The following is an 18,444-nucleotide window of genomic DNA, read 5'->3' as shown; positions in this document are numbered from 1 at the left end:
AGCTCAAGCGGTGCGCCCTGAGATCGGGGCGCACCGCAGCGGTGCATATCAAGTGCACCTCCCCCACCGTCTGCCGTCATCTGTAGACCTGTCGCACCCTGACCTGAGGAACACCCATGTCAGACCCCACACTCAGCCGCAGTTTCTGGCACCGCAACCAGCAGACGCTGGCCCCGTGGTTGTTTTTGGCACCGGGCATTCTGTTCTTTGTGTTCTACGTGGTCTATCCGGTTTTCCAGTCCTTCAACCTGTCGCTTTATGAATGGGATGGTTTGGGGGCCAAGGAATATGTGGGCCTGCGCAACTACGAAGACCTCTATTACGAATACATCGACCGCGATGCGTTTTATACCGCGCTCAAGAACAATGTCATCTGGCTATTTCTCTACCTGTTAGCCATCCCCGCCGGTCTGTTCATTGCGCTCTTTCTGAACCAGACGGTGACGGGCATTCGCCTCTATAAATCGCTGTTCTTTTTCCCATTCGTGATCAGCCAGGTCGTTGTCGGTCTTGTTTTCACGTGGTTCTATGATCCTGCTTTTGGATTTCTGAACGTCTTTCTGGGTTGGTTTGGGGCGGGTCCCATCAACATGCTCGGTGATGAGAAATACGTCACTTACGGCGTGATCATTGCGGGCCTCTGGCCACAGACCGCCTATTGCATGATCCTTTACCTGACGGGGCTGAATGCCGTGAACCCCGAACAAATCGAAGCGGGCCGTCTGGACGGTGCCAAGGGGTTGCGCATGCTGTGGCATGTGGTGCTGCCGCAATTACGCCCTGCGACTTTCATCGCCTTCGTGGTCACCATCATCGGCGCACTGCGGTCATTCGACCTGATCTCGATCATGACCAGCGGCGGGCCATTCGGGTCAAGCCGCGTGCTGGCCTATTACATGTTCGAGGTCGCGCTGTCTGAGTACGGTTTCCGCATGGGATATGGTGCGGCCATTGCGGTTGTTCTGTTCGGCATCATGATGGTCTTTATCGCCTATTTCCTGTGGTCCATGTACCGCGAGGAAAAACGATGATGACCCGCAGCGACATTGATCGCATTTGCGCCGCTTTCCCCGGTGCGACAGAGGCCCATCCACCCGAGCTTGTCAGCTGGAAGATCGGGGGCAAGATGTTTGCCTGTTTTGGTGGCGACGGAGAGATGAACGGCGTGTCAGTCAAGACCGACAGCACAGACACTGCCGCGATGCTTATTGAGGCGAGCGCAGCTGTGCGCGCGCCCTATTTCCACAAATCATGGGTGAGACTGCCGTTCGACAGCAGTGACACCGAAGAAGCACGCCACCGGTTGGCAGTAAGCTACGACATCGTCCGCGCTAGCCTGCGCAAGTCGGACCGCGATGCCCTACCGGTAAGGGAGGCAATCTAATGTTCCCCACTCCATTGGAAAAACGCCCCGCAGCTGCCAAGACAATGTATCAGGCGGTTTTACCGCTGGCACTAATCGTCTGGCTTTTGCCGCTGATTGCGGTCGCGATCTTTTCGATCAAGCCCGGTGCCGACTTTACCAATGCGAACTATTGGGGCGTGCCATCATCGTTTGATTTCGTGGAAAACTACGGACAGGTGTTCTTCAACTCTGACATGCCACGCTATCTGCTCAACTCCTTTACCATCACCATACCCACCGTGATCGGTGCTGTGGCTCTGTCGGCGATGGCAGGCTTTGCGCTGGGCATCTACCGGTTCAAAGCCAACATCTGGATTTTCTTTATGTTCGTGGCGGGCAACTTTGTGCCTTTTCAGATCCTTATGGTGCCTGTGCGCGACCTGACACTGGGCATGGGGCTTTATAACACCAAGACCGGTCTGGTGCTTTTTCACATTGCGTTCCAGACCGGGTTTTGCACGCTGTTCATGCGCAACTTCATCCGTGCCCTGCCCTTTGAGCTGATCGAAGCCGCACGCGTCGAAGGCATATCCGAAATACAGATATTCTGGCACGTTGTCTTGCCCTTGATGAAACCCGCGCTGGCCGCCCTTTCGGTGCTGATCTTCACCTTCATCTGGAATGACTATTTCTGGGCTGTGGTGCTGACCCAAGGACCGGAAAGCCAGCCGGTGACCGCAGGCATCACCGCCTTTAACTCGGAATTCCGCGCGATGTATCATCTGATGAGCGCGGGCAGCATCGTGGCGGCCCTGCCTCCTGTGGCGATGTTTTTTCTAATGCAAAAGCACTTTATTGCGGGCCTCACACTGGGGGCGGTGAAGTGATCAGAACCTGGCGACTGGATGATGCGCGGCAAACGCTGGCGCTGGGATCGCGCGAGGGGCGCTGTCCCGAGGTGATCTATTGGGGTGCCCCCCTGCCCGAAAGGGAAGACCTCCCGGCGCTGGCGGGAGCCACACAACTGGATGTGACCGGTGGCATGCTGGATGAAAATCCGGACCTGTCGATTTGTCCCGAAGCCGCACGCAGTTTTCCAGGCCAGCCCGGTCTTATCGTGCGTGACGCAGATGGCACACCGCTTTTGCCGCAGTTCTCGCTTGCCGATGACAGCCAGACCGACACGGGCCTAAAGATTGTCTGCGCCGATCTGGTCAACCGGTTGACCTATACCGCCGAATTCACACTTGATCCCGCCACCCACGTCATCGCAATGACGGCCGAGCTGACATCAGACCGTCCGCTGCATCTGCACTGGCTTGCCGCGCCCACGCTGCCCGGCCCACAGCAAGCGGATGAAATGATTGACGTTGCGGGCCGCTGGTGTGGTGAGTTCCAGTTGAACCGCACCGCATGGTCTCCCGGCATCCGCTACCGCGAGAACCGCACGGGGCGCACAGGTCACGAGCATTTTCCGGGTCTGATTGTCCCCTGCCGCGGAGCGACCAATGCCAGCGGCGAGGCTTATGCCTTTCACTACGGATGGTCCGGCGGCCACCGGATGATCGCCGAAGAGCTGCCAGATGGCCGCCGCCAGATTCAGTTCGGCCATGCCGCCCGTATGGAAACGGCAGCGGCGACCACATTCAAGACAGCGCCGCTTTACGCGGTCTATTCTTCTGACGGGCTGAATGGCTGCGCGGTCAGCTTTCAACGTCATCTGCGCGACCGGATCGTGACATGGGCGAAACCCGATGCCCCCCGTCCGGTGCACTATAATTGTTGGGAAGCGGTCTATTTCGATCATAACATTCCAAAGCTGAAAGAGATCGCCACACGGGCGGCGTCCCTCGGGGCGGAACGCTTTGTGCTGGATGACGGTTGGTTCGGCCAGCGGGACGACGATACCTCGTCGTTGTCGGACTGGGAGGTTGATCCGCGCAAATACCCTGACGGGTTGGGCCCGCTGATCGACCATGTACACGAAGCAGGCATGTCTTTTGGCATCTGGTTCGAGCCTGAGATGATCAACCCTGACAGCAATCTGCACCGCGCGCATCCCGACTGGGCGCTGGGCGCCGAAGACCAGATTCTGGGCCGTCAACAGAAAGCGCTCAATATGGCGCTGCCGCAGGTACGCGACTTTATCTATGAACGGATCGCGGCCCTGCTTACGGCGCATCCCGTCGATTACATCAAATGGGACCATAACCGCGTGCTGCCAATGCCGGATGCGGCCCAGACGCGCGGTTCCTACGCATTGCTGGACCGCCTGCGGGCGGATTTTCCGCATGTGGAGATTGAAAGCTGTGCTTCCGGTGGCGGGCGTATAGATTTTGGTATCCTGAGCCGTACACAACGGGTTTGGCTGTCAGACAGCAATGACGCGCTGGAGCGGCTGAAAATGCAGCACAACGCGGCGCTGTTTCTGCCCGCCGCTGTAACCGGCTCTCATGTCGGGCCGCGCCGGTGCCACACGTCGGGGCGCACGCTCGATATCGAGTTCCGCGCATGGGTGGCTGCACAGCGGCACATGGGTTTCGAGATGGACCCGCGCGAGCTGGATAGCCGCGAAGAAGCCGTACTGCGCGAGGTAACCCAGTGGTGGAAGGCCAACCGTCACTGGATGTATGTCGCAGATATTCTGCGGCTCGATTCCGCGGATGAAGCGGTCGTGGCTGAATTGCAGCTTGCCGAAGACGGGGCACAGTTTGTGCTTTTTGCAGGCAAGGCTGCCACCTCGACACAAATCGTACCGCGTCCCTTGCGCCTGACCCGACTGGACCCTTCCGCCCTCTATGAGGTATCGCTGCGCAATCGGGCGTCGGCATCGCATCTGTCACGTGGACAACAGGCTCTCAAGAACGGGCCAGTGACGCTGAGCGGGGCCGCCCTGATGCACAGTGGCCTGACCCTGCCTTGGAGCTTTCCCGAGAGTATGTGGGTTTTGGAAGGACGGCGGCTATGACCGGAGATGAACTGCAATCGTACTGCACCGCGCTATACCTGACGTCTACCTGCCCCTATCGACTGCCCCGCCTGCAAAGGAGAACAACGTGACCCAGAGTGCAACGTTTCACGATCTAAAAGGCAAATCCGTCTACATCACCGGAGGCGGCTCCGGCATCGGGGCATCGCTGACGGATGGATTTCTGGCACAAGGTGCAAAGGTCGCCTTTATCGGGCGGTCGGACGCGACCGACTTTGTGCAGGAGATGGAGGCGAAACACGGCCGCCCGCCCTTGTTCATTCAAGGGGATATCACCGACACGGCAGCGTTGCAGGACAGCATCGACAAGGCGGCGCAAATCAATGGGCCCGTTGAGGTGCTGGTCAACAATGCCGCCAATGACGCCCGCCACACCACGGCCGATCTGTCGCCCTCCGAATGGGACCGGCTGCTCGACATCAACCTCAAGGCATATTTCTTTGCTGCACAGGCTGCCCTGCCGGGGATGCAATCCACGGGCGCAGGATCGGTCATCAACTTCAGCTCTATCAGCTATATGATGGGCAACGCAGGCTATCCGGCGTATGTCGCGGCCAACGGCGGCATCACCGCGATGACGCGCGCGCTGGCCCGTGAATTCGGGCCGGACGGTATCCGCGTCAATGCCTTGGCACCGGGCTGGGTGCTGACGGACAAACAGATGGACAAGTGGGCAACGCCAGAAGCGCTGGCAGGCCATCTGGAACGGCAATGCCTGAAGACGCATCTCGCTCCGCAGGATGTGGTCGACGCGGTACTCTTCCTCGCATCGAATACCAGCCGGATGATGACCGGACAGTGCATGGTCGTCGATGGCGGCGTGGTAACGACGGGGTAGACATGGCTGAAAGGATCACACCTGACTGGATCGGACTGGACTGGGGCACAAGCAACCTGCGCGGCTGGGCGTTGCAGGGCGGACAGGTGCGCGACACAGTTCAGTCGTGTGCTGGCATGGGCGGCTTATCGCGCGACGGGTTCGAACCTGCGCTTGCCGATATGGTCGCACATTGGGATGTGACACCACAGACCCCGATCCTTGCTTGCGGCATGGTCGGATCACGACAAGGCTGGGCCGAAGCGCCCTACCGCGCAGTGCCCTGCACACCACTGGAAGGCACAGGTGCGGTTGCACCGACCTCGGATCGCTTCAACCTGCGTATCTTGCCGGGTCTGCGGCAGACCACCCCTTCGGATGTTATGCGCGGCGAGGAAACGCAGATCGCGGGCTTTCTGGCACTCAACACCGATTGGGACGGGGTGATCTGCTTACCGGGCACCCATACCAAATGGGTCCAGATCAGCGCGGGTGAGGTAATCAGTTTCCAGACCTACATGACCGGCGAGATGTTTGCGCTATTGTCTTCCCAATCGGTGCTGCGTCATTCGGTAAGCGGCGACGGCTGGGATGACGCCACATTTGATTTTGCGGTCGAGGAAGCACTTGGAAAACCAGAAAAACTGGCTGCGCGTCTGTTTGCGATCAGGGCGGACGATTTGCTGGATGGCACCTCGCCTGCGGTCGGGCGCGCACGACTTTCAGGTCTGCTGATCGGGGCCGAACTGGCGGCAAGCAAACCCTACTGGCTGGGCACCAATATCGCGATCATCGGTGCCGATGCCGCCGCAAAACCCTATGCCCGCGCCCTTCAGACCCAAGGTGCACCCGCGACTGTTACGGATGCGGAGCGGATGACACTGGCGGGCCTGACAGCCGCCTACCGACAGATACAGGACACTCTATGACGCTTCCCCTTATCGCTATCTTACGCGGCATCACCCCGGCCGAAGCGCCCAGCATCGGGACTGCCCTTCTGGATGCGGGCATTACCACCATCGAGGTGCCGCTAAACTCCCCGCAACCGTTTGACAGCATCGCTGCGCTGGTGCGCCACCTGCCCGATGATGTGACTGTGGGTGCTGGGACCGTCCTGACGATTGATGACGTTAACCGCGTCGCGGATGCTGGCGGACAGATCATCGTTTCACCGAACTGCAACACCGATGTCATCGAAGGCACCAAAGCGCGTGGCATGCAAAGCTGGCCGGGCGTCTTCACCCCAACCGAAGCGTTCGCCGCACTGGAGGCGGGCGCAGACGGGTTGAAATTGTTCCCCGGCGCGATGGCTGGGACGCAGGGACTGGCCGCAATGCGGGCCGTCTTGCCGGACGGCACTTTGGTTTATGCGGTGGGTGGTGCTGGACCGGACAATTTCCGCGAATGGATCAAAGCCTCTGCTGACGGCTTCGGGCTCGGCTCTGCGCTGTACGCGCCGGGCATGACCGCGCAAGACGTTGCACACCGCGCCGCAGATATTGTAGCCGCCTACAAAGCCGCCGCTCAATGACGCCTTTTGATGCGACGGTTTGTGCGTTGGGCGAAGGTCCTCTTTGGCATCCTGAACGTGGGATGCTTTTCTGGTTCGATATCCTTGGCAAGCGTCTGTATGCGCAAAGCCCTGAAAAAGAAGGCCAAACGCGTCTCGAGTGGCGTTTCGACACACATTTTTCGGCGGCGGGCTGGGTTGACCGCGACACGCTGCTGCTCGCTTCTGAGGCTGCACTCTGGCGCTTCAATATCGACAGCGGCGCAAAGGTCGCCGTCTGCGCGCTGGATGCCGACAATCCGGTGACACGGTCCAATGACGGAAGGGCTGATCCTTGGGGCGGCTTCTGGATCGGTTCCATGGGCAAGGAAACAGAGCCCGAGGCCGGTGCCATTTACCGGTACTATCGGGGCGAGCTGCGCCAGCTGAAGGACAAGATCACAGTAAGCAATGCGATCTCATTCGCACCGGACAAAAGCTGCGGATACTATACCGATACAGTCACCGGACAAATCATGCGACAGCCCCTGTCAGCCGCCGATGGGTGGCCCGACGGAGACCCTACAGTGTTTGCTGATCTGAAAGGCCAGCGCCTGAACCCTGATGGCGCTGTGACAGACGCGGAGGGAAACCTGTGGGTCGCCATGTGGGGCGCAGCTTGCGTGGTGTGCTTTGCCCCCGACGGCACGGAGATCTGCCGCATTGACGTTCCTGCCCGCCAGCCAACCTGCCCTGCGTTCGGCGGACCACTGCTGCGTGATCTTTATCTGACATCTGCCACCACCGGCCTGAACGACAGTGACATGCAAAAACGACCTTTGAACGGACAAACCTTCGTGCTGCATGATGTAGCGCAAGGTGTGGCAGAGCCACGGGTGCTCCTATGAAACGATCGCTGGGCGTTTGCTACTACCCCGAACACTGGCCACAAGAGATGTGGGCGCTGGACGCGCAGCGGATGGCAGATGTGGGGATTACCTGGGTCCGCATCGGCGAATTCGCATGGTCCCGTTTGGAACCGCAACAGGGCGTGTATGACTTTGACTGGCTTGATGCTGCGATTGCAGTTCTCGCCGATGCCGGTCTAAAGGTAGTTCTTGGTACGCCGTCGGCCACCCCGCCGCGCTGGATGCTGGAACGATTTCCCGACATGCTCGCCGTAGATGCTGGCGGTCAGCCCCGCAAGTTTGGCTCGCGCCGGCACTACTGTCATAGCCACGCCGGTTACCGCAAAGCGGCGGCAGATATGGCGGCAATGATGGGCAAACGATATGGCCGCGACCCCCGTGTTACCGCATGGCAGATAGACAACGAATATGGCTGCCACGAAACGGTGCTGAGCTATTCGGATGCCGCGCGCCACGCCTTTCGTGACTGGCTGGCACAGCGTTATCAGAGCGTAGATGCGCTTAACCGTGCGTGGGGCAACGTGTTCTGGTCAATGGAATATGCTGATTTTGACGAGGTTGACCTGCCCAACCTTACAGTAACCCAGCCTAATCCGGCCCATGAGCTGGCCTTTCGCCGTTTCGCCTCCGATCAGGTGGCGTCATGGAACGCCGCACAGGTGACAGCACTACGGCCTCTGACCGACGCGCCGCTTATTCACAATTACATGGGCCGCGTGCTGGAGTTTGACCATTTCGCCGTCGCCCGGGATCTCGATATCGCATCATGGGACAGCTACCCGATCGGCTTTTTGTCAGACCGCCTTGAAGGCGATGCGGCGCACAAGGCCCGCTATCTGCAACAGGGTGATCCCGACATGCAGGCGTTTCACCATGACCTCTACCGTGCCATGAACAACGGGCGCTGGTGGGTGATGGAGCAGCAACCCGGGCCGGTAAACTGGGCACCCTACAACCCTGCCCCTTTGCCCGGGATGGTACGGCTGTGGTCGTGGGAAGCCTTTGCCCACGGGGCAGAGGTCGTCAGCTATTTCCGCTGGCGTCAGGCTCCTTTCGCGCAAGAGCAGATGCACGCGGGTCTGCTGCGTCCGGATGACGTGGCCGCGCAGGGTTTGTCGGAGGCAGCACAGGTCGCTCTAGAGCTGGAGCAGATGCCGGATGTAGCGCAGAAAGTAGCACCGGTGGCCCTGATTTTTGACTATGCGTCTGACTGGGCGTGGCAGACCCTGCCACAAGGCGCGGATTTCGACTATTTCCGTCTTGTCTTCGATTGCTATCGAGCGTTGCGCCGTCAGGGGTTGTCGGTGGACATTTTGTCGCCCGATACTGATGCGGAAGCTTTGTCTGGCTATAACGCCCTTTTTGCACCCGGCCTCGCGCATATCCCACAAACGTTGATGGATGCCTTGAGCAAGGCAAACGTTCCCTGCCTGATAGGCCCGCGCAGCAATCTGATGACGGAGGAGTTGTCGACAGCACTACCACTCGGCCCCGGCATCCCAGATCTGGATACCTCTGTCGTAAAGGTGGAAAGCCTGCCGCCAAACATCACCCGTCAGATCGAGGGCGGCGGTGCGATTGTCCATTGGGTAGAAACGCTGGAGGGCGCGGCACAGGCTTTGATGCATGGGAAAGATGGCGCTGCGGTCCTGACTGCCGCCGGTCCGCTTCACTATCTTGGAGGATGGCCGGACACAGTTTTGTGGGACCGTTTGGTGTCCCTCATCTGCACAAACCTGACACTGACCGCCCTGCCGGATGGCCTGCGCCTGCGAGATACCGCGACGCACCGGTTTGCTTTCAACTACGCACCTGAAACGACACTATGGGAAGGCCGCGAGATTGAAGCCGCAGGTGTCGCGTGGTGGCCCCTGCCCTCTGACAAAGCATAGGGCGTCTGGCCTACGGTGAGATCATTGTGACGCCCGGCAGTCGCTGCACGGCGAGCATGTCCTCATCGTAAAGATCGGTCAGCTCGTCCACCAAAGCCTCGGTCCAGCCGGGCATGTCGAGCTCTTCCTCTATCGCTTCATCAATCGCGAATTTCTCAAGAAACGCGCCGATCACCCTGCGCTTTTGCATCTCGGTCATCTCGGGATTGCTGTGCATGTAGGCACGCAACCGCTCCATCCCTTCCTTGCTCATGATCGACATAAGAAGGTCAAAGCCACCAGCGATCTTGTCATGGTGTTCAATACCGGCCATGTCGCGTATGATCTGTGACCAGATCAAAGGCGTGTCTTCATTGCACCAGACAGTGATCGGAACGGACGGCGCTGCGGCACGTATCTGTGATATTGTATCGGACCACTGGATGTCCTGCGGCCGCCGCCCTGCCCAGAATGCATCCGGTGCCTGATCGATGGACTTATCGTAGAGGACGGGAATCAGTGTCGCCGGATTGCGCAGCCCTAGAAAGATCTCGATCTCGTCATCCGGAAAAAGCGATACCATATTCGCCATGCGGTCAGGAGCGGCTGGGTATAGTACGCCGCGCTGGATCGCTGTGCCGGCTGTGCGGAAAAAATTGGCATCGGACAGGATCAACCTGTCTGCAGGCGTGCCATCCAGCATAACATCCAGCAACACCGCGCGCGCATCAGGGGATGCGGGGCTGCGTGACATTGCATTCAAGGTGTCGCGCATAATACCGCGATAGCTGTTGGGCCCAGGAACAACCACGCCACGCTGGCTGAAGGTTTCCTTGTTGCGCAGGACCGATTTAATGAGCCGTTCCTGTTCGGTGTAATGGGCTCCGGTGTGCAAAATCAACTGCATAGGACACTACTCTGCGCTTGTTCGGATCAGGCGGTGGATACAGCCTCTGGAGCTGGGTGTAAAACATCAAAATGAGGCCGGAGCGTGTCGTTTTGGGAAACTGAAAAAAATCATGCAAATCTGTGTTCAAGAGTGCTTGCATCCTGAATCATCATCTACTAAAGAACGCCAACGTCGCGACAGACAAGCGCTGCTGGCGACAAGGTTCTCACTTACGCGAGTACCTGCCCCTATAGCTCAGCTGGTAGAGCAATTGATTTGTAATCAATAGGTCCGCGGTTCGAGTCCGTGTGGGGGCACCATTAAATTTATACCTCAAGTCAGTTACTTATCTCATGTACGATTGTAGTTGAGTTGTTTCTTTGTCCTCTTAATCTTACACTGGGGGGACACATGGGGGACAAACTCGCAAGATCTAGCACCTCTGCAATGATTGGCCCTCCCCGCCTGACGTTTGACGAAGGCAGATAAATCGCTTTGTTCAGGGTCATTAGAAACTACTTTTATGCTGCACATCACTGAGAAGCTAAAAGCTGATACTTGTACTGGATTGAGATGCAATTCATGACTCCTCCTGCGCCCAAGACCACGGGCAGCACTTTTGTCCATCGGTATACGATGCCATGGTTGACGATCTAATGGGGCAGTCTCATGAACGCCGTTGAAATTGAACAAGCCATCTCGGATCTTGCTGATCAGTCATACGACGGATCAGAGTTTCCCTATGTCTTCCTTGAATGCTTCGACAATTCTGCTGCAAGGTCCAAAAGCTACGAAAGGGCACGTCCAACAAATCTGATATTGATGGAGTCTTGCAATCGGGTTCGATCCACATCAAGACCTGCGAGACGGGCCAAGTCCCCGAAACCCTGACTACTCTAAAGGACAGCAAAGCCACCCAAACCAAACGTAACAAGGTCCGTTTTGTACTGGCCACTGATGGCGAACAGATCGAAGCAGAAGACCTGCAATCGGGTGATGTGATCGCCTGTAGCTACACCGACTTACCCAACCGCTTCGTGTTCTTCTGGCCACTGGCGGGCCTGTCCAAAACCAAGCAACTGTCCGAATCCGAGTTCGATGTGCGGGCCACCCTGCGGCTGAACAAACTCTACGTCACTCTGCGGTCGGACAACCCAGAATGGGGCACCGCCGAACGCCGCCACGACATGAACCACTTCATGGCACGGCTGATCTTTTTGTTCTTCGCCGAGGACACGGACATCTTGGTGGGCGAGAACCTGTTCACCAGCACCGTCAACACCTTCGCCAAGCGCGACGGGTCCAACACCCACGAGGTCATCGGCGAACTCTTCCGTGCCATGGACACGCCCATCAAGGACCGTGCCACCGCGAACCTGCCCAACTGGGCCAACCAGTTCCCATATGTGAACGGGGGGCTGTTTTCAGGCTCCAAGGAAGTCCCCCACTTCTCGCTTATCGCGCAACGCTATCTGATCCAGATTGGCGGGCTGCCGTGGGACCAGATCAATCCCGACATCTTCGGCTCCATGATCCAAGCCGTCGCGGATGAGGAGGAACGCTCCAAGCTGGGGATGCACTACACCTCGGTGCCCAATATCCTGAAGGTGCTGAACCCGCTGTTCCTCGATGATCTGCGTGACCACCTGGACCGCGCGGGCGACAGCCCGCAAAAGCTGCTGAACATGCGCAGACGCATGTCCAACATCCGCGTCTTCGACCCCGCCTGCGGGTCGGGCAACTTTCTGGTCATCGCCTACAAACAGATGCGCGAGATCGAGTTCGAGATCAACAAACGGCGGGGCGAGGACGACCGCGCCTCCGACATCTCGATCCAGAACTTTCGCGGGGTTGAACTGCGGGACTTCTCCGCCGAGATCGCCCGTCTGGCCCTGATCATCGCGGAGTATCAATGCGATGTGCTCTACCGTGGGCCCAAGGTCGCACGGGACACCTTCCTGCCGCTGGATGCGCAGAACTGGATCACCCAAGGCAACGCCCTGCGGCTGGACTGGCTGGACGTGTGCCCGCCCACAGGTAAGGGGGTGAAGCTGACCTCCGACGATCTGTTCGACACCCCGCTAGAGCAAGCCGCGATTGATTTCGAGAATGAGGGGGGCGAGACCTATATCTGCGGAAACCCGCCTTATCTGGGATCGACCTGGCAATCTGGTGAACAGAAAGAGGACATGGGCCGCATCTTTGATGGCCGTGTCAAAAGCTGGAAATCACTGGACTATGTGGCGGGCTGGTTCATGAAGGCGGCGGACTATGCGCTGCACACGCCGACAGTCAGCGCTTTTGTTACGACCAACTCAATTTGTCAGGGACAGCAAGTCCCTATCCTTTGGCCTGCTCTGTTCAGGGACGGGCATGAGATCACCTTTGCTCATACGTCATTCAAATGGGCCAATCTGGCCAGCCACAACGCGGGTGTGACAGTGGCCATTGTGGCGATTACGAATGTGGCGGGACGTGAGAAACAGTTGTTCTCGGTCGATGAGGACGGTGAAACTCTGGTCAAAGAGGTTGCGAACCTGAATGCCTATTTGGTTGGCGGTAAATCCGTTTCGATCCAGAAAGCTATGCGTCCGCTGAGCGGCAAAGCAGAAATGCTGCGGGGCAACATGCCTTATGATGGCGGCAATTTGTTGTTGAACCAAACTGAGGTCGATGAGCTTGGTCTAACCGCTGCACAACAAAAGACGTTCATTCGTCGCATTTATGGGTCCGCTGAGTTCATTCGCGGCATAGTGCGATACGTCCTGTGGATTGAAGACAAGAACCTTGACGATGCTAAACGCATTCCAACCATCGCTGCGCGTATTGAGGGTGTTGAAAAGATGCGTCTTGGTAGCAAAGACAAAAGTGCCAATGAGATGGCGAAGAGAAGCCATCAAATGCGTGAGATGAACATTGGAGAGCAACAAACGATTGCGATGCCATGTGTGTCATCAGAGAGCCGCGATTATCTCCCTGTCGGCCTTTTGGATGATAAATCGACGGTCACTAACCTTGCCTTCGCCCTCTACGACGCCCCGCTCTGGAACATGGCCCTCATCGCTTCCCGTATCCATCTGGTTTGGATCGCCACAGTCTGCGGCAAGCTGAAGACCGACTATCGCTACTCTAACACCCTCGGCTGGAATACCTTCCCCGTCCCCAAACTCACCGAAAAGAACAAGGCCGACCTGACGGCTTGCGCCGAGGATATCCTGCTGGCCCGCGAGGCGCATTTCCCCGCCACCATCGCCGACCTCTACAAACCAGACGCCATGCCCGAAAACCTCCGCGCCGCCCACGACCGCAACGACGACACTATCGAACGCATCTATATGGGCAGACGTTTCAAAAACGACACCGAACGCCTCCAAAAACTGTTCGAAATGTATACGAAGATGACTACAAAGGTGCCTGTTGAATGAAGGCAGCTTTCGACCTGATCCTTGATGATGGCAGCGGCGTTCTGCCCTTTGAATGGGACACAAACAAAGATTTAGAGAACCAAAAGAAGCACGGCATTTCATTTGAAGACGCCGCCGAGATTTTCCAGAACGAAACACTTACAGCCGAGGATGAAAGCTCGGTCGGGGAGCTTCGTGAAGTTAGTATCGGGCGATTGGGTCCTGACGGAAACGCCCCGTTGATCTTATGTGTGGTACATACTGACCGAGGCGGAGCATATCGTTTGATCAGTGCCCGAAAAGCAACCTCGCATGAAAGGAGTAACTTTGATGTCTATTTCAAAAAAACGTATCATTGAGATCGAAGCGATCCGTGATCAAGACATTGACCTCTCTGATATGCCTGAGCGGGACGAATCCTTTTTCATGAAGGCCAAGAAGAAGCGGTTGCAGCCAAAGGGTTCACCGAAAGGTTTTGCCGAGCCACGGGGGAAATTCCACATCCCAGCCGTGACGATGGCCTATAAGCAAACTGGTCGTTCTACCACATCCAACGAGCTTGGGATGCGGGCCATGCAGGAGCGGGCGTATGAGCGGCGTGGGGAACAGTATCTGCTGATCAAGTCGCCCCCTGCATCTGGTAAGTCTCGGGCGTTGATGTTCATTGCATTGGACAAGCTGGAAAACCAAGGGCTGAGGCAGGTCATCGTTGTGGTGCCAGAGAAGTCCATCGGGTCCAGCTTTAACAATGAGCCGCTGTCAGATTTTGGGTTCGACTTTGATTGGACCGTCCAGCCTCAGTGGAACCTGTGCGATGTTCCCGGTGGTGACGATGGCAAGGTTGGTGCCGTTGGCCGTTTTCTCGAAAGCGATGATCGCATTCTGATCTGCACCCACGCTACGTTCCGCTTTGCCGTGGACCGCTTCGGGATCGACGTGTTCGATGATCGCCTGATCGCTGTGGATGAATTCCATCATGTCAGTGCCACCCCCGATAACAAGCTGGGTGCCCATTTGAGTCAGTTGATTGCCCGTGACAGGGTGCATGTCGTTGCGATGACCGGCAGCTACTTCCGTGGGGATGCTGAAGCTGTACTGTCGCCTGAGGACGAGTCCAAGTTCGATACAGTGACATATACCTATTACGAGCAATTGAACGGGTATGAGCATCTAAAGACGCTAGATATTGGTTACTTCTTTTACACAGGGTCTTACGCCGACGACATCCTTGCAGTCCTGAAACCGTCTGAGAAAACCATCCTGCACATCCCCAACGTCAACGCCCGGGAAAGCACGGGCGACAAACACAAAGAGGTCGATCACATCATTGATGCTCTTGCTGGTGGAGACGATCTGGACATCGAAGTGGACCCAGACACCGGATTCTACCTAGTTAAGACCGTCGATAACGGCGTTTTAAAGATCGCGGATTTGGTTGACGATGATCCTATCAAACGGGAGCGGGTGTCCCGAGCGTTAAAAGACCCCAAACAGAAGAACAATCGTGATCACGTAGATATCATTATCGCACTCGGCATGGCCAAAGAGGGTTTTGACTGGATTTGGTGTGAACACGCTCTGACTGTGGGTTACCGAGCCAGCTTGACCGAGATTGTCCAGATCATTGGGCGAGCGACGCGTGATGCTAAGGGCAAGACCCATTCGCGGTTCACCAACCTAATCGCAGAGCCCGATGCATCCGAAGGTGCAGTTACAGAAGCGATCAACGATACCTTAAAAGCCATTGCTGCCAGCCTGTTGATGGAACAGGTGCTTGCCCCACGGTTCAACTTCACGCCCAAAACTACAGCGTCAAAAGCCGAGCCCGGTTTCGAGTATGGTGAAGGTGGGTATGATTCCGAAAAGACCAATGTCGGCTTTAATGAGGACAGCGGCCAATTCCAGATCGAGATCAAAGGTCTTGTCGAGCCTAAGACCAAAGAGGCCGAACGCGTCTGTCAGGAAGACTTGAATGAGGTCATCACAGCATTTGTGCAGGACAAACCAGTTGTTGAACGTGGGTTGTTCGATGAGGAACTTGTGCCCGAAGAACTGACTGTTGTTCGGATGGGTAAGATTATCAAAGACCGCTATCCCGAGCTAGAAGAGGGCGATGTGGAGGCTGTGCGTCAACGGGCTGTAGCTGCGATGAACCTAACCCAACAGGCGAAGAAAGCCGTCCTGGACCAGGATGAGAGGGAGCCATCGGCGAATACGGCACTGATCGATGGTGTACGCAAATTTGCCATGGATGTGAGGGATTTGGATATCGATCTTATCGACTCGATCAATCCATTTGGCGAAGCATACAACATCCTCGCCAAATCAATGAACGAAGAAAGCCTCCGTCAGGTTGCTTCAGTGATCTCGGCTAAACGCAGCCCGATCACCCCAGAAGACGCTTTGACATGGGCCAGACGTGCTAGTCGCTTCAAGAAAGAGAACGGACGCTCTCCGACAATGACAGCAGCCGACCCATATGAACAACTTATGGCCGAAGGGGCGACAGCGTTCATGCGTTTCCGCAAAGAGGGCCGCTATGACAGATGATCTCGATGCCCTTGCAGATGATTTGGCTGAATTTGCGACAGAGGATAAACCTGTCGCTCGTTCCGCCGTTGATGAACGTGTGATTGCAGGATTTGAAGATATCCAACGGTTCAATGAACAAGCAGGCCACCCGCCACGCCACGGTGATGACGTGGATATCTTCGAGAGGCTCTATGCTGTCCGTCTGGAGCGTTTGGCTGGCAATCCTACATATGTGGCCCTGTTACGGCCTAACGACCACCAGGGCCTCTTAAATGAAGCCTCCAGAGCCAGTGACGTTGATGGTGCCATTGATCTGGATGCACTGGCCTCGGATTTGGAAGACCTAGACGAAGTTGCATCCGACATCACCGAACTCAAACACGTACGTCCAGTGGCGGAGAAGCGGGCTGCGGAAGAGATAGCAAACCGTGAAACATGTGCGGATTTCGACAAGTTCAAACCGTTGTTCGAAAAGGTTCAAAGCGAACTTGATGCAGGTCTGCGTACAACACGCCCGCCCGAAACCAGCGCAGAGATTGATGCTGGTCGTTTCTATATCCTGTCGGGCCAGAAAGCCTATGTGGCTGAGGTAGGTGAAACGTTCAAACAGGACTATGGTGATTGGGACGCGCGACTCCGTGTCGTTTTCGACAATGGCACCGAAAGCAATCTCTTGACGCGCTCCTTGCACCGGGCGATGAACAAAGACAAATCCAGCAGGACAATCAGTGATCCGACCGCTGGTCCGCTATTCACGGATGTTTTCGCCGATGGTGATGAAGCAAGCGGCATTATCTACGTTCTGCGCAGCAAATCGAAATTGCCAGTTGTGACTGCCAATCATGACTTATTGCACAAGATCGGTGTGACAGGTGGGAGCGTAGAACGCCGTATCGCCAACGCCAAACTGGACCCCACCTTCCTGATGGCCGATGTAGAGATCGTCACAACCTATGAGCTTTACAACATCAATCGAGTGAAGCTGGAAAACATGTTGCATCGAATCTTCGAAGCAGCACGGATGGACATCGAAATCAAAGACCGCTTTGGCCATCCTATCTCGCCAAGAGAGTGGTTCTTGGTGCCGTTGTTTGCCATCGACGAAGCTGTAGAGCGAATCAGGAACGGGTCCATCAAAGGTATGTCGTATGATCCGAAAAGTGCATCTTTGACGCTAAGCTTTGGAGATGGCAAAGGGCGAGATTTGTGAAATGAGTTCGGGTTGCTTTCAAACATCGGATGCCTTTTGAATTTGGTTTTGGGAATTTCAACTCTCAAAAGGTCAAATAAATGCGATCATCAGTGTAGATCCTGGGGTAATCCCCCATTTTTCATGGGGTGAGCCTCCCCCTTTGAAGTGGTCCGCCCCTATAGTTAGGAAAGTGGAGTAGTCGGAGAAAAGGATCACAAATTGATGGATGACACTACTGAAAAAACTCTTGCTGAAGAAGCCGCCCAGAACCTAGGTATGGAGATCGACGACGTTCAATCGGTAATGAATGTGAACCGCGCCGGGTTTGCCGGAGGCTGATTTCGGTTAGTTACGCGGCCACGGGTTCAGTTTCCAGAGCTGCGTAGAAGTTTGCTTCGGCTTCTGCGGGCGGGATGTTTCCGATAGGCTCGAGCAGGCGGCGGTTGTTGAACCAGTCTGCCCATTCGAGTGTCGCGTATTCGACGGCCTCGAAACTGCGCCACGGGCCGCGACGGTGGATGACCTCAGCTTTGAACAGGCCGTTGATCGTTTCGGCGAGGGCGTTGTCATAGCTGTCACCGACGCTGCCCACAGAAGGTTCGATACCCGCCTCCGCCAATCTTTCGGTGTATTTTATGGACAGGTATTGGCTGCCTCGGTCGCTGTGATGTACCAGCCCCATGCCTTTGACCGGGCGACGTTCGTGGACCGCCTGTTCCAATGCATCAAGGACGAAACCGGCGTGAGGGGAAGTGCTGACGCGCCAGCCAACGATCCTCCGAGCATAGGCATCGATCACGAAAGCGACATATGCGAACCCCTTCCAGGTTGCGACGTAGGTGAAATCACTGACCCACAGCATGTTCGGTGCGGGCACCCGGAACTGGCGGTTCACTTTGTCCAACGGACAGGGCTGCTTCTTGTCGGGGATCGTCGTTCTGTGTGGCTTGCCTCGAATGATGCCTTGTATATCCATGTCCTTCATCA

General features: G+C 56.6%; 15 protein-coding genes and 1 tRNA gene. 14 read left to right on the top strand and 2 right to left on the bottom strand.

The window, feature by feature from the left end; all coding sequences use genetic code 11:
* The first annotated feature begins 116 nt into the window (after window positions 1-116).
* The 9 genes from Z946_RS0101240 to Z946_RS0101200 all read left to right on the top strand — a co-directional run bounded on the left by Z946_RS0101240 (window position 117) and on the right by Z946_RS0101200 (window position 9,461).
* Window positions 117-1,031 carry a carbohydrate ABC transporter permease gene (locus Z946_RS0101240; RefSeq protein ID WP_025053931.1) on the top strand — a complete coding sequence of 305 codons (915 nt, stop codon included), beginning with the start codon at window positions 117-119 and terminating at the stop codon, window positions 1,029-1,031.
* Window positions 1,031-1,384, top strand: a complete 354-nt coding sequence (locus tag Z946_RS0101235) for an MmcQ/YjbR family DNA-binding protein (RefSeq protein WP_025053930.1) — start codon at window positions 1,031-1,033, stop codon at window positions 1,382-1,384. Before Z946_RS0101240 ends, Z946_RS0101235 begins: the two co-directional genes overlap by 1 nt.
* A complete protein-coding gene (locus Z946_RS0101230; RefSeq protein WP_025053929.1) occupies window positions 1,384-2,232 on the top strand; it encodes a carbohydrate ABC transporter permease in 849 nt (282 codons plus the stop codon). Before Z946_RS0101235 ends, Z946_RS0101230 begins: the two co-directional genes overlap by 1 nt.
* Window positions 2,229-4,313 (top strand): alpha-galactosidase, encoded by a 2,085-nt coding sequence (locus Z946_RS0101225; RefSeq protein WP_025053928.1) that lies wholly within the window; start codon window positions 2,229-2,231, stop codon window positions 4,311-4,313. Before Z946_RS0101230 ends, Z946_RS0101225 begins: the two co-directional genes overlap by 4 nt.
* A gap of 88 nt (window positions 4,314-4,401) precedes the next feature.
* Window positions 4,402-5,172: an SDR family NAD(P)-dependent oxidoreductase gene (locus Z946_RS0101220; protein WP_025053927.1), complete on the top strand. Its 771-nt coding sequence runs from the start codon at window positions 4,402-4,404 to the stop codon at window positions 5,170-5,172.
* Between the two features lie 2 nt (window positions 5,173-5,174).
* Window positions 5,175-6,080 (top strand): 2-dehydro-3-deoxygalactonokinase, encoded by a 906-nt coding sequence (locus tag Z946_RS0101215; protein WP_025053926.1) that lies wholly within the window; start codon window positions 5,175-5,177, stop codon window positions 6,078-6,080.
* On the top strand, window positions 6,077-6,682 hold the full coding sequence (locus Z946_RS0101210) for a 2-dehydro-3-deoxy-6-phosphogalactonate aldolase (protein WP_025053925.1): 606 nt from the start codon (window positions 6,077-6,079) through the stop codon (window positions 6,680-6,682). The genes Z946_RS0101215 and Z946_RS0101210 overlap by 4 nt, the downstream gene beginning before the upstream one ends.
* Entirely contained in the window at window positions 6,679-7,548 is an 870-nt protein-coding gene (locus tag Z946_RS0101205) for an SMP-30/gluconolactonase/LRE family protein (RefSeq protein ID WP_025053924.1), read from the top strand. The genes Z946_RS0101210 and Z946_RS0101205 overlap by 4 nt, the downstream gene beginning before the upstream one ends.
* The gene (locus tag Z946_RS0101200; protein ID WP_025053923.1) at window positions 7,545-9,461 is read left to right on the top strand and encodes a beta-galactosidase; all 1,917 of its coding nucleotides are present in this window, start codon (window positions 7,545-7,547) and stop codon (window positions 9,459-9,461) included. The genes Z946_RS0101205 and Z946_RS0101200 overlap by 4 nt, the downstream gene beginning before the upstream one ends.
* Window positions 9,462-9,471: 10 nt before the next feature.
* Here Z946_RS0101200 and Z946_RS0101195 read toward each other — a convergent pair whose 3' ends face one another.
* Complete coding sequence (locus Z946_RS0101195) at window positions 9,472-10,347, bottom strand: hypothetical protein (protein ID WP_025053922.1); 876 nt, start codon at window positions 10,345-10,347, stop codon at window positions 9,472-9,474.
* A 226-nt stretch (window positions 10,348-10,573) separates the two neighbouring features.
* Between Z946_RS0101195 and Z946_RS0101190 the strand changes: the two genes are divergently transcribed.
* From Z946_RS0101190 to Z946_RS0101170, 5 genes are all read left to right on the top strand, one after another.
* A tRNA-Thr gene (locus Z946_RS0101190) sits at window positions 10,574-10,649 on the top strand.
* A gap of 510 nt (window positions 10,650-11,159) precedes the next feature.
* Window positions 11,160-13,754: a class I SAM-dependent DNA methyltransferase gene (locus tag Z946_RS20310; RefSeq protein ID WP_241461283.1), complete on the top strand. Its 2,595-nt coding sequence runs from the start codon at window positions 11,160-11,162 to the stop codon at window positions 13,752-13,754.
* The gene (locus tag Z946_RS0101180; protein ID WP_081780750.1) at window positions 13,751-14,092 is read left to right on the top strand and encodes a BrnT family toxin; all 342 of its coding nucleotides are present in this window, start codon (window positions 13,751-13,753) and stop codon (window positions 14,090-14,092) included. Before Z946_RS20310 ends, Z946_RS0101180 begins: the two co-directional genes overlap by 4 nt.
* Complete coding sequence (locus tag Z946_RS0101175) at window positions 14,064-16,283, top strand: DEAD/DEAH box helicase (RefSeq protein ID WP_025053920.1); 2,220 nt, start codon at window positions 14,064-14,066, stop codon at window positions 16,281-16,283. The genes Z946_RS0101180 and Z946_RS0101175 overlap by 29 nt, the downstream gene beginning before the upstream one ends.
* The gene (locus Z946_RS0101170; RefSeq protein WP_025053919.1) at window positions 16,273-17,475 is read left to right on the top strand and encodes a GIY-YIG nuclease family protein; all 1,203 of its coding nucleotides are present in this window, start codon (window positions 16,273-16,275) and stop codon (window positions 17,473-17,475) included. Before Z946_RS0101175 ends, Z946_RS0101170 begins: the two co-directional genes overlap by 11 nt.
* A 331-nt stretch (window positions 17,476-17,806) precedes the next feature.
* Here Z946_RS0101170 and Z946_RS0101160 read toward each other — a convergent pair.
* Window positions 17,807-18,444 (bottom strand): IS3 family transposase (locus Z946_RS0101160; protein WP_025053918.1); only part of this gene is annotated, 638 nt, incomplete at its 5' end.

The sequence above is a fragment of the Sulfitobacter noctilucicola genome (genome assembly GCF_000622385.1).
Lineage (GTDB): Bacteria > Pseudomonadota > Alphaproteobacteria > Rhodobacterales > Rhodobacteraceae > Sulfitobacter > Sulfitobacter noctilucicola.
The sequence above is the reverse complement of the archived record's forward strand: the minus strand, read 5'-3'. Positions and strand labels throughout refer to the sequence as shown.